The organism is Spiroplasma ixodetis (assembly GCF_059729505.1).
The window spans coordinates 178,124-191,360 of sequence record NZ_AP038353.1 but is presented as its reverse complement, the minus strand read 5'-3'; the positions used below and the strand labels follow the sequence as shown (position 1 = coordinate 191,360).

Annotated in this window: 13 protein-coding genes; 1 reads left to right on the top strand and 12 read right to left on the bottom strand. The window is 23.8% G+C overall.

Annotated features, from left to right (window positions below; genetic code table 4):
• Window positions 1-58: 58 nt before the first annotated feature.
• The 11 genes from fba to ychF all read right to left on the bottom strand — a co-directional run bounded on the left by fba (window position 59) and on the right by ychF (window position 12,030).
• Window positions 59-928 carry a class II fructose-1,6-bisphosphate aldolase gene (gene fba, locus AC6I4F_RS01290; RefSeq protein ID WP_497874031.1) on the bottom strand — a complete coding sequence of 290 codons (870 nt, stop codon included), beginning with the start codon at window positions 926-928 and terminating at the stop codon, window positions 59-61.
• 128 nt (window positions 929-1,056) lie between these two features.
• The gene (pyrG, locus tag AC6I4F_RS01285; RefSeq protein ID WP_497874030.1) at window positions 1,057-2,661 is read right to left on the bottom strand and encodes a CTP synthase; all 1,605 of its coding nucleotides are present in this window, start codon (window positions 2,659-2,661) and stop codon (window positions 1,057-1,059) included.
• 36 nt (window positions 2,662-2,697) lie between these two features.
• Entirely contained in the window at window positions 2,698-3,105 is a 408-nt protein-coding gene (gene rpoE / locus AC6I4F_RS01280; protein ID WP_497874029.1) for a DNA-directed RNA polymerase subunit delta, read from the bottom strand.
• Window positions 3,106-3,156: 51 nt separating this feature from the next.
• Window positions 3,157-4,797 carry an arginine--tRNA ligase gene (gene argS, locus AC6I4F_RS01275; RefSeq protein ID WP_497874028.1) on the bottom strand — a complete coding sequence of 547 codons (1,641 nt, stop codon included), beginning with the start codon at window positions 4,795-4,797 and terminating at the stop codon, window positions 3,157-3,159.
• An 83-nt stretch (window positions 4,798-4,880) separates the two neighbouring features.
• Window positions 4,881-5,972, bottom strand: coding sequence for a HEPN domain-containing protein (locus AC6I4F_RS01270; RefSeq protein WP_497874027.1), 1,092 nt, complete (start codon window positions 5,970-5,972; stop codon window positions 4,881-4,883).
• Between the two features lie 31 nt (window positions 5,973-6,003).
• The gene (locus tag AC6I4F_RS01265) at window positions 6,004-7,197 is read right to left on the bottom strand and encodes an HD domain-containing protein (protein WP_497874026.1); all 1,194 of its coding nucleotides are present in this window, start codon (window positions 7,195-7,197) and stop codon (window positions 6,004-6,006) included.
• A 189-nt stretch (window positions 7,198-7,386) separates the two neighbouring features.
• Window positions 7,387-8,832 carry a glutamate--tRNA ligase gene (gltX, locus tag AC6I4F_RS01260; protein WP_497874025.1) on the bottom strand — a complete coding sequence of 482 codons (1,446 nt, stop codon included), beginning with the start codon at window positions 8,830-8,832 and terminating at the stop codon, window positions 7,387-7,389.
• Between the two features lie 132 nt (window positions 8,833-8,964).
• A complete protein-coding gene (locus AC6I4F_RS01255) occupies window positions 8,965-9,654 on the bottom strand; it encodes a hypothetical protein (RefSeq protein WP_497874024.1) in 690 nt (229 codons plus the stop codon).
• A 17-nt stretch (window positions 9,655-9,671) separates the two neighbouring features.
• Window positions 9,672-10,328 (bottom strand): hypothetical protein, encoded by a 657-nt coding sequence (locus tag AC6I4F_RS01250; protein WP_497874023.1) that lies wholly within the window; start codon window positions 10,326-10,328, stop codon window positions 9,672-9,674.
• A 14-nt stretch (window positions 10,329-10,342) separates the two neighbouring features.
• On the bottom strand, window positions 10,343-10,846 hold the full coding sequence (locus AC6I4F_RS01245) for a hypothetical protein (protein WP_497874022.1): 504 nt from the start codon (window positions 10,844-10,846) through the stop codon (window positions 10,343-10,345).
• Between the two features lie 86 nt (window positions 10,847-10,932).
• Entirely contained in the window at window positions 10,933-12,030 is a 1,098-nt protein-coding gene (ychF, locus tag AC6I4F_RS01240; protein ID WP_497874021.1) for a redox-regulated ATPase YchF, read from the bottom strand.
• A 110-nt stretch (window positions 12,031-12,140) separates the two neighbouring features.
• Between ychF and AC6I4F_RS01235 the strand changes: the two genes are divergently transcribed.
• Window positions 12,141-12,374 (top strand): hypothetical protein, encoded by a 234-nt coding sequence (locus tag AC6I4F_RS01235; RefSeq protein ID WP_497874020.1) that lies wholly within the window; start codon window positions 12,141-12,143, stop codon window positions 12,372-12,374.
• Between the two features lie 371 nt (window positions 12,375-12,745).
• Here the strand turns inward: AC6I4F_RS01235 and AC6I4F_RS01230 are convergent, their stop codons facing one another.
• Window positions 12,746-12,910, bottom strand: coding sequence for a hypothetical protein (locus tag AC6I4F_RS01230; protein ID WP_497874019.1), 165 nt, complete (start codon window positions 12,908-12,910; stop codon window positions 12,746-12,748).
• Between the last annotated feature and the right edge of the window lie 327 nt (window positions 12,911-13,237).

The following is a 13,237-nucleotide window of genomic DNA, read 5'->3' as shown; positions in this document are numbered from 1 at the left end:
TTTAATTTAAGGAAAATTATTTAAAAATGGTCATACTAGTAATAATATGGCCATTTTTTTAAGATTTTCCTAATGAACCAAATTCTGTTAATAATTCTTTAGATTTAAGTTTAATTGCTTCCATTCCTGGCTTAAAAATTTTTCTAGGATCAAACCCTTTATCTTCATTAAGTTTTCCTTCCGTAACATATTTTTCAATAGCTGCGGCGAATACTTCTTGTAATTCAGTATTAACATTAATTTTACTAATTCCTAAATTAATAGCTTTTTTAACCTGATCTTTTGGAATTCCAGAACCACCATGTAATACCATTGGCTTATTTGAAGCTACTGATAAATTTTTTAACACATCAAAATTTAAACCATCTCAATTTTTAGGATACTTTCCATGAATATTATTTATTCCGGCTGCTAAAAAGTCAATTCCTAAAGCTGCTAATGATTTACAATCTTCCTCACTAGCAACCTCACCACTACCAATAACTCCATCTTCTTCACCACCAATAGTACCTGCTTCTGCTTCAACAGATGCATTTTTTTTCTTAGCATAAGTAACTACTTCTTTGGTACCTTTTATATTTTCATTAAAATCTAAATGAGAACCATCAAACATAACTGAACTAAAACCAGCATCTAATGCTTTCTTACAAGAATCTACTGATTGACCATGATCTAAATGTAATGCCACTGGAATAGTAATATTTAAATCATTCAATAACGCTAAAGTCATACTAACAACTGTGTTAAATCCACCCATGTATTTAATAGCACCTTCTGAAACACCTAAAATAACAGATGATTTAGTTTCTTGTGCAACTTCAAGAATAGATCTTGTTCATTCTAAATTATTAATATTAAAGTGAGCAACGGCATATTTACCTGCTTTTGCTTTATCAATCATATTTTTTGCACTAACAAATTTATTCATTTCTTTTCCTTCTTTCTTAAAATATTATAACCTTATATTATATATTTTCATAAAAAATCTAGTTGCATATATATTTTGAGATTATACAATTTATAACAATTTTAAAATTAAATTTTCTTACTTTATCATTATTTTTTAATAATACTTTTAATTAATCCTAAAAATAAAGGATTTGGTTTATTAATTCTTGATGTGAACTCAGGATGAAACTGACTTGCAATAAAGAATGGATGTACTTCTTTTGGCAACTCAATCACTTCTACCAAATCTTCTTTATTATATATACCACTAAAAATTAATCCATTTTTTGCAAGTAATGTTTTATAACTATTATTAAATTCATAACGATGACGATGACGTTCAATAATAATAGTTTGTTTATAAAGAGATTTTGCTAATGAATCATTAATTAAAGTGGTTGGATAATTACCCAATCTTAAAGTTCCTCCAATTTGATCATTTTTATTTTTACCACGTAATAAATCAAAAATAGGATTTTTAGTTTTTTTATTAAATTCAGTAGAAGTAGCATCTTGTAAATTACATACATTACGAGCATATTCAATACAAGCTAACTGCATACCTAAACATAATCCCAAGAAAGGAACTTTATTAACTCGAGTATAATTAATTGCATTGATTTTGCCTTCAACACCACGATTACCAAAGCCACCAGGAACAATTATTGCTTGGAAAGGAGAAAGCATAAAATTAATGTTTTTACTATCTAAACTTTCGGCGTTAATAATTTTATAATTAACTTTAGTATTAAGACTATAACCTGCAATTTTCAATGATTCAATTACTGATAAGTAAGCATCACTTAAATTCGAATACTTTGCCACAATACCAACAGTAACTTCTTGATTAATATTATCTAACTTTTTAAAAATTGCATGTAATTCTGACATATCTGGTTTAGTTTTATTTAACTTTAATAATTCTGAAACTACTTCATCAATTTTTTGTTGTTCTAAAGATAATGGCACTTTATAAATATTATCACAATCAGGAATTGCTAAAACATGACTGCGTTTAATATTACAAAATAAAGATAATTTATCAAAAATATGATCAGGTGGCATAGTTTCACTACGACAAACCAAAATATCAGGTTGAATACCTAATGATAATATTTCTTTTACTGAATGTTGACTGGGTTTTGTTTTAAATTCACCAACCGAATGTAAATAAGGAATTAATGTAGTGTGAATAACAATAACATTTTCATGACCTTTTTCGTTTTTAACTTGTCTAATGGCTTCAATAAAAGCTAATGATTCAATATCACCAACTGTTCCACCAATTTCGGTAATAATAACATCAGCCTTACTATTAATTGCGGAATTAAAAATATGTTTTTTAATTTCATCAGTAACATGAGGTACAACTTGTACAGTTTTCCCTTCATAAAAACCATCACGTTCCTTTTTTAAAACAGTTTGGTATACTTTTCCGGCAGTAATATTGGAATCTTTAGTCAGATTTTCATCAATAAAACGTTCATAATGACCTAAATCTAAATCAGTTTCAGCACCATCACTAGTTACATATACTTCACCGTGTTGATAAGGACTCATAGTACCTGGGTCAACATTAATATAAGGGTCAAATTTTTGCATAAAAATCTTAATATTTTTTTGCTTTAATATACGCCCAAGCGATGCTGCTGTAATTCCTTTACCTAAAGATGATACAACACCACCAGTAATAAATATATACTTTGAATTCATTAGTTTTCTCCTAAATATTAATTAATAATATCATTATTATTCATCATCATAACTATCTTCTAATGGTTTAATACTAATGGTATCTAAATCATCATCTTCATCTTCTACGCCTTCACTTAAATCTATAGTTTCATCATTATCTGTAACTGTTTCAGTACTATCAATTTCGTCTTTTGTATTACTTGGAATTTCTACTCTTGTCATATGTTCTTTAATTTCCTCTAATGAGACTTCATTACGTGGATATCAAAGTTTATCATTTTTTAAGAAAAAATTGGTATTTAAAATAATTCCAGTATAAAGTTCACCAGCAATTTTTTCTTCATCTTCTTTAGAAACATTACATTGTTTTTTAACATGTGTTCAAATTTCATTAAAACTGCTTTTTTTCTTTTTGCATAAAAAACTATATGCTACTTCTACTAATGTTTGTTTGTTTTGCATTTCTTAATCACCTTCTAAATTGTATATTATAAATAATAAAAAATATATTTTTTACATCTTTTTAGGCGCATCCACACCAATTAAATTTAAAGCATTGGCCATTATTTGTTTTATTGCTAAAACTAATGTTAATCGTTGAATTGTTAATTGTTGATCTTCACTAATAACTTTATGTTTATTATAATAAGAATGAAATAACTTAGCTAATTTCTGAATATAATTTGTAAGTAAATGCGGTTGATGCTGTTTTTCAATTTTTTGCAAAATAATTATATATTCATCTAATGTAATCAATAATTCTTTTTCCTTTTGTTCTGTTAATAAATTAATACTATTTGCAATTTCAAATTTTGGATAATTCTCTATAATTTGATTTATACGTGCATGAACATATTGAGCATAATAAACAGGATTTTCGTTAGATTGTTGTTTAGCAAGTGCTAAATCAATATCAAGATGTGATTCAACTGATCTTGATACTAAAAAATAACGTAAAGCATCCTTTCCAATTAAATCTATCATATGTCTTAAAGTTATTGATGTTCCTGCTCTTTTTGACATTTTTTGTTCTTTGCCATTATAAATAACCTTTACCATTTGCATACATAAAATATCAAGTTTAGTGGCATCATTATTAATGATATATAATCCTGCTTTAATTCGTGGAATATAGCCATAATGATCTGCTCCTCAAATATTAATTAACACATCACTACGTTGAAATTTAATATAATGATAAGCCAAGTCAGGAAGCATATATGTATAAGTTTTGTCTTTCTTAACAATTACACGATCTTTATCATCTTCAAATAAAGTAGTTTTTAAAAAAATAGCACCACCAAGTTGATAAGTATTGCCTTGCATTTCAAATTGTTTGATTAAATTAGAAATAATATTTTCTTTATATAAAAATGATTCAGAAAATCAAATATTAATTTTAACTTTAAATTTTTTTAAATCTTTTTTAATTTCTGAAAGCATATAATTAATACCAAATTCTTTAAAAATTAAAGAAGAGGTTTCATCAAAAGGTTTATTTGCAAATTTATTACCATTTAATTTCAAAAATGATTGTGCAGCAGTTAAAATTTCAGAACCACGATAACTTTCTTTTGGTAATTCAACAGCATTGCCAGAAAGATTTTGATAATTTATGAAAATTGAATTGGCCAAAACATTAATTTGATTACCAGCATCATTAATATAGTATTCTCTAACTATATTATATCCTCTATGTTCTAATATATTAGCTAAACTATCACCAATAGCCGCATTTCTTGCATGTCCTAAATGTAAAAGTCCGGTTGGATTAGCACTAATAAATTCAATATTATAAGTAATATTTTTTTTATTAGATTGACCATATAATGATTTCTCATTAATAATTTTCATTAATAACAAACTAAATACTTCAACATTAATATTAATATTAATAAAACCAGGAGTAATATAATCAATTTTTTTAATTAATGGGTGTTTCTGATGAATATTTTTAACTATAATTTCAGCAATGTCTAATGGTTTTTGTTTATATTTTTTTGCTAATATCATTGCTATTGATGTAGAATAATCACCTAAGTCATTATTTTTATTAATTTCAATAACAACTTGATTCAATTCTATTTCATAATTTGCAAATGCTACTGCATCAAGAATAATAGTAGTGAGTTCATTAATAACATAACTGTACACAGTTCAGACCCCTTTCAATATCTAAAATATTATACTCATAAATTTAATTTATATCATATAAAAAAATAAAAATAAATACTTTTTTATAAAAGTTGCTCAATTGTATCATTAACATACTGTATAAATCCAATTCTGATTAAAAATTCCAAAATAGAAACATCATTGTAATTTAAATCAATTAATTCTTGATAGTTACCAAAAATTTGATTATCCATTACATTTCTTAATTTATCATTAATTTTTTTTGGATCATCTTCGATCTTAATTCCTGAAACTTTAACTAATTCTAAATCAATTTTTTTTTGAATTTTAACTTTAGTATTATCATCTTTATATAATTCTATTAATTTTAAATATAATTCTTGTAATAAACTTAAAGCCTTGACAAAATTACTTAGTAATTCTTGTTCATTAATTATATACGAATTTAAATTATGAAAATAATTATGATTTATCTCAGCTTCATATCTTGCTGCTTGACCACCAGGATTAATTTGTTCAAAATAGCGCAAACGTTCTCTTAAATTTAATAATATTTTACTCATTTCCTCACTTTCAACTCTTGTAGTACTAATTAATTTAATCAATCGTATTAAATTATGAAAATTAAATTTTTTCTTACTAGCTGAAGGTTCAACTTGAATATATTTTCTTAAACAATGCTTTAGTTTTAATTCTAACGATTGATATACTGAAAAAAGAGTAATATGAAAATTATCATATCCAATCCCTTTTTTAATATTTAAAATAGCGTTAACTGCATACATATTAGCGCGATCATTATCATTACCCAAAATATTAGTTAAATGCAAAGTTCTTGGAAACTTATTAATCATTGTAAGTAATGTTTCTTTAAATTTAATTTTTAACGTATTATCTTTAAATTTAATTTGATTTATTTTAACTGATTTTAAATCATTATATTCATTACCTATTATAAGGTAAGCAAAAATAGAAAAATAAACTATTACTTTTTCTTTAAAATTTATTCAAGTAAAATTTAAAGTTTTAATAGCATTTTCAATTTTTTCTTTATTAATTAATACGCCCAATATCACTATTAATTCTTGCGTTGCTAAGTGATACTCATATGAATTTAAGTAAAAATCTCCTGGCGTTAAATCTAAAATATTTGGATACTCAAAAACTTTATTAATTGATTTTAAAATTTTCATAATTACCTCATTTTATAACACTTTTAAATTTCTATTTCTTTTTTAAAAAATAAATTGTATTTGGTGCTTTAATTGGATCTTGCAAAATTTGTGAGATTTTTTCTAAAGTAATATACTCTTCGTTTTTTGTTTTAATAATAATTGGATCTTTTTTAAAATAATAAAGTACATTTTTTAAATCTTGTTTAACCCCAATAACATTAGTGTTATTTTGACTTGTTAATAATAACAATTCATTTTCTCAGTTAAAACAAAATAAAATTACTTTTGATATTTTTACTAACTCATTATCTTTTTCAAAATTAATAATATCTTGCATTAATTTAATTAAAGTAGCATCTGTTCAATTTAAATATGTTTGTATTTCAACGCTTTTTCCCTCAAAAATAGCAATAAAATCATGAATATTGACTTTAAATGAATAAGTTTTATCAAAATATAATTGAGTTATTCTTGAAAATAATTTTTGTAAATTAAGATCAAAAAGAATTCCACTTTTATGATAATAAACTTGAGAATACATATGGAACCTTGTGATTAAATAATTTTCAATAGCAGAAATTGCTTTGTATGAAAAAACTAAACCCTCTTTAATATCAATTATCATATTTGTAATAATTCAATCAATATCAATACTTCCATAACCAACTCCTGTAAAATATCCATCACGCATTAAATAATCAATACGATCACAATCTAATTGCGATGATACCAATTGAATTTGATATTTAGGATAATTTTTATAATCCTTCTTAAGGATACCAATAATAGCATTAATATTAATATTAAATTGTTTTAAAATCATGTTAATTTCAGTACTATTATCATTAATAATAGCACAAGTATAATCTTCATGAGTAAAATTTTCTTTTTTATTAACATTAATGTTTATGACTTTTTCAAAAGTGTGTGAAAAAGGACCGTGTCCTAAATCATGTAATAAACCAGCAATTTTAATGTTTATTTTTTCCTCTTTAGTTAATAAAGAAGAACTTTCAACTTCACTAAGAACACGATTTAATATATGATAAACACCGATACTATGAACATATCTAGTATGAGTTGCATTAGGAAAAGCAATTTGCACACCACCAAGTTGATTAATTCATCTTAATCTTTGAAATTCTTTACAAGATATTAACGCCTGAATAACGGGTTCGCTGATATTAATATTTTTGTGTATAGCGTCACGAATAAAAGTTACTTTATAATTATTGCTTGACATAAATTTTAACCTCTCATTAATATCTTATAAATTTTAGGTATTATTAATTTTTTATTTTAATAGTAACATAATATAAAATTTTTCTTCTATTTTAATAATTATTTTGAGTAAAAAGAACAATTTTATAATTTTTATTTATAACAAAAGTAAATATTATATTTTCTATATAAGTAATAATAATTATTTTTTTTAATATTTAAAATTTAATTTCACATTATTAATAATGGTATCATAACCTAATAGTTTAATGGTGCTAACTAAATCAAGTCCATGCATTTGTCCTGTCGTAATAATTCTAATTGGCATAAATAATAATTTGCCGTTAACATTAGTTTCTTTTTTAACTTCATTAATAATGTTTTTAATATTATCACTAGTTCAATTTTTACAATCAATAATCTTTTTAATAAATGTTGTACAAACTAAGTTACATTCATTATCATTCAAAAAAGTCTTTGCTTGTATATCTACCTTAAAATTATTTTTAAAAAATAAACTTACCAATTCATTAATTTGACTACCATATTCTAACTGTGATTGATAAATTAATAATACTTCTTTTCATCATTCAATAGTTTTGCTATTTCAATTATATTTTTCTTTAATAAAAGGTGTTACTAAAGCTAAGTATTGTTCAACATTTAATCTTTTAATATAATAATTATTCATTCACACTAATTTTTCTTGATCAAACATGCTTGGTGCTTTACTTAAATATTTTGGGGTAAATAATTTAATTAATTGTTCTTTAGTATAAATTTCTTTTTCTTCATGCGAACTTCATCCTAATAAAGCAATAAAATTAAAAATTGCTTCTGGTAAATATCCTTCTTTACGATATTGATGAATAAATTGGATAATGCTACCATCACGTTTTGATAATTTTTTACGTTTATTATTAACAATTAATGTTAAGTGGGCAAAAATTGGCATTTTCCAATTAAAATAATCATAAATAACTAATTGTTTTGGTGTATTTGACAAATGTTCTTCACCACGAAAAACATGACTTATTTCCATTAAATGATCATCAATAACAACAGCGAAATTATAAGTGGCCACTCCATTTGATTTAATAATAATATAATCTCCTAAGTCTACTGAATTAAATTCAACATTACCACGAACTAAATCTTTAATTTTATAACTTTTATTAGTGGTAATTTTAACTCTAATAGCATATGAAATTTTATTTTGTAAATTTTCTTCAATTACAGACTGCTCTAATTTTGAACATGTTCCATCATACTGGAAAGCTAAAATATTTTTATCTGCTTGTTTCTTACGCATTTCTTCTAGATATTGAGGTGTACAAAAACAATAATATGCTTTTTTTTCTTTTATTAGTATTAATGCATGTTGAATATATATATTTAAACGTTCAGTTTGTTTATAAGGACCATATTTACCTGATAAATCAATAGTTTCATCAGGAATTATTCCCATTCAACGTAAATTATCTAATTGTGAACTAATTCCATCTTCAATATTACGTTCTAAATCAGTATCTTCAATTCTAACTATAAAATCTCCTTTGTTATTTTTTGCAAATAAATAATTAAATAATGCTGTTCTAGCACCACCAATATGTAAATACCCAGTAGGACTAGGTGCATATCGTACACGAATTTTCATTTTTTCACCATCTTTATTAAATTTAAGATTTTTTAATCTTACTAACTTTTTTTCTACTTTATTATTCTTTTTTTTAGAATTTAATTTTTTTTTATTATTTTTAGAGGATTTTATTATTTTTTTACGATTAGTTTATTGTAATTTTTCATTTACTTCTTCATCAAGAAAAATTGTAATAGTCTGTGTATCATTTGGATCAAATTCATTAGAACTTGGTAATGGTTGTTTTAATTCTGGTTCAAATTCAATTGCTTGTTCAATACGTTGACGATAAAAGTCATATGTTTGAACATTAATTAAATTTAATTTAAGTAATAAAATAACTGCTGCAACAAGTAATGCAAAATAAAAACCAAAAATTGATCAAACAATTGTTGAAGAAATTCAATTTCGATAATAAAAACTTGGTGTTTCAATTGTTCCACCCTTATTAGGTATTATTTGTGCACTATCATTACTTCATTCACAATAAAGCAATTGACCAGAAAAACTTATTAAAAATCCAACAACAAAAATTATAAAGTTTACAACTAAAAATACAAATTTAAAACGAGGAGATTTTTCAAGAAAAACTCTTTCCGTAAAAATACAACTTATCAACCCAAAACTACTTACAATCAAACCTATTACTGGTAAATAATAAACTGCAGTATAACTTGAAGGATTAAAACTTGGTGAAGTTTCTGCAATTTCAAAACCATAATAATATAAATCTTTTAAAACTGTATTTTTTGACAAAGCAATTAAAAAAAATAATTCATAAATAATAAATGTGCTTAATAATAAATAAAAACTAATAAACCACCAATTACGAATTCTCATAAATCTGCCCCCCTTATTTAATATTCAAAGTTTTTTTTACTAAATTTCTTTTCTTGTTTTTTAATTTTTTTTAATTCTTGTTTTCTAATTCGTCTTTGTTTTTTTTTAATACTTCTAGTGGTATAAATTTCATAATCTGAGTTCATAAATGTAAACTTTCTACGCATAATTCAAAAAAATAGTTGTGTAATCAAAATTAAAAAAAGACTAAAAATAATAAATATTATTGCAATAATTGGATTAATTCAATGATAATTTTCATTATATAATATTCCAGATTGTGAAATATAAGTTAATTGTGCTTCTGAACTTAACATTACACTAAGAATTAATAATCAAAAAGCAGTATAAAACATTCTACTGCTATACTTTGAAGAGACAATACTTACTCTAGGAGCAAATATTAATAAAATCATACTTACAGTAATTGCAATTAAACAAACAATTGGTGAATAAAATAAATTAAAAATAGGATAATTAAAATCAGTAAGTTTTACATTATATAATTTATATTTTGATACATTAATAGCAGCAAATAATGAAAAAATAAAAACTGATAAAAAAAGAACTATTGATATTGTCAAATAAACAAAATATGCATTTTTAGTCTTTTGTTCATATGGAATAAAACATGTTTCTTTGTTTTTAATATTATCTAAATCTTTAATTTTCATTATTTTCACCTACTTTATTTTTCATTAGGCAATTCTTCAACTACTAAAATTAAAATAATCGCTGCTACTACTTCACATATTCATACAATTAATGATATTAATGAAAAAAATAATAATACTGGTATTGATCAAAAAAATAGACTACCGCTTAATATTAATGTTGATAATATTAATGTTGAAATAGCAGTAATTCTAAATGAAGATTTCTTTTTAAGTTTCTTTGCTGGTATCATAAAACAAATAATACTGACTAAAATTGCAATTCCAACATATGATAATGATAAAGCTAATTGTAGTTTACTAAATTCAAACCCCATTTTTTGCTCAACAAATGCATTAACTATTAATAGTATTAAAAAAGCAATACTACCAATAATTTGCACAATTGGTGATCAAAAAAGTAAACCTCTTGAAACTTTTATTTTATTAAGAACATCAAACTTTTTAGTTTTTTTATTTGGAACATAATTGTTTTCTTGAATGTCAGAATCAGGATTTTGTAAATTACTTTTTAACATAATATTTTTTTTCCTTTCTTGCTAGTATATTTTCAAATTAATTATAGCAAAACTATAACCTTTTTATAATTAATATTATCTTAAAACTAAACATTAAAAAGGAAATGACAAATATCACCATCTTCAACTATATAATTTTTACCTTCAACTCTCATTTTTCCCTTTTCCTGAACATTTTTTTCACTACCCAATAATTCTATATCTTGATAATTATAAACTTTAAGCCTAATAAAACCTTTCATGAAATCTGTATGAATGATAGCAGCACACTCTGGTGCTTTCATTCCTTTAATAAAAGTTCAAGCATGAACTTCTTTGCGTCCAACAGTAAAATAAGTACCTAAATTTAATAGTTTATAAGTTGCTAATACAATTTGATCAATTCCTGATTCAAAAATATTTAACTCTTTAAATATTTCTTTTTTTTCTTCTGCTTCTAATTCAGAAAGTTCACATTCTGTCTTAGCACAAACAACAATTACAGTAATATTTTTTTTGCTCATATATTGTTGTAATTGTTCAACATATTTATTGGTTTTAGTTATTAAATCTTTTTCATTAATATTAGCAATAACAATTATTGGTTTAGCAGTTAAAAAATTATAAGGTTTAATCATTAGTAATTCTTCTGAACTTAACTTTTGATTGCGAATAGCAATACCATTGTTTAATTCATTATTAATTTTTTCTAATAAAGCTACCTCAGTAATACCTTGTTTATCTCTAGTTATTTGCGATTTTTTACGAACTTTTTCTTTTCGTTTACTTATTACTTCTTGATCAGCTAACATTAATTCCGATTCAATAATTTCAAAATCATTAATTGGATCAATTTTATTTTCAACATGAGTAACATTAATATCATCAAAACAACGAATAACTTCGCATATTGCATCAACCGTTCTAATATTGGCAAGAAATTGATTACCTAATCCTTCATCTTTACTAGCGCCTTTGACAAGTCCAGCAATATCATGTAATTCTAAAATTGTTGGTACAACTTTTTGTGGATTAAAAATTTTTATTAAATTTAAAATTCTTGAATCATTGACTGGAACGCTACCAATATTTGGTTTTATAGTAGCGAAAGGATAATTTTCAATTAATACTTGTGAATTGGTTATGGCTTTAAATAATGTTGATTTACCTACATTAGGTAAACCAACGATACCAGCAGTTAACATATAATATACACCCGTTTCTTTTACTTATATGATTACATCGTATCATATAAATTATAAAGAAAAATATAAAATTAATTATCAATTAAGAAAAATTTAATTTTGGAATTGATTTGGATGGTAATGGTACAGTATTTACTAAATTATTAGATTCATTAATAGTATTACCAGCAAGTTCTTCATCATCGCTTTCATCATCAAAAAGATTTGTGCTAACTGGTTTAGGAGTAATCTGACCAGAACAAATGCCACTATCACTAGATGCTGTTCTAGTAAGACAATGATTAAATTCTTGACGAGATGATTCAGTACTGCTTTCTAAATCACTATACTGTGCAAAACTATAACTATTAAGTTCTCTTAATATTTTATCGATATCAATAATAGAATAATCATTTTCTTCAAATTCAGAAGAAAGTGAACTTATCGCAATATTAGTACTATTTGAACCTGATAATTTAGGTTTTTTTTCAATTATTCATTCATCTCAAGGCTCAGATGTTGGTAATACTTCTGGTATACTTTGTGTTTGACAAGGTATATTTATTTCTTCTATTAATCTTTTATTATCATTTAAATTTGCAATTAAAGTTCCAAATTTTTTTGTATTATTTTCTTTAACTGTCTTAATAGCTATTTTTGTTTTTTTTCATGTTCAAGATATTTTATTTATTATTTTTTGTCATCAACTAAGTTTTTTAAATTTTGTTTTTGATAATTATACTAAAGATTTTTTACAATCTTCAATGTCAATGTCTTTAATATTATTAATTTTATTTAAAGACATTGTTTTATAATCATCAAAATTATCATAACCATTATATATTTTTAACTTATTTTTAATAATTTGATAGTTTTTATCTCAATACAAATATTTTTTCATATCTGAAGGTGTATCTTCGATAACTAGATCATAATATCTAATAAAAGTTATATAATCATTATAAAACCATGAATTTTCTACTTTTTGGTCACTTAATTTAAAAATTTTATATTTAATGTTAATTACTTGTTTATTAAGTTGTTCAATATCTAATTTTAATTTTTCTATTACTCGTTTATTTTGAAATTGAACATTTAAATTTGTATGATTACTTAATGTTTCCCATTCTTCTTTTTTAATTTGTAAAAGATTAATAATATTAGGAAATTATCCCCGCATGTACTAGTGTGGAGGAAAAAATGAATTGAAATGAATTCAATAGCATAA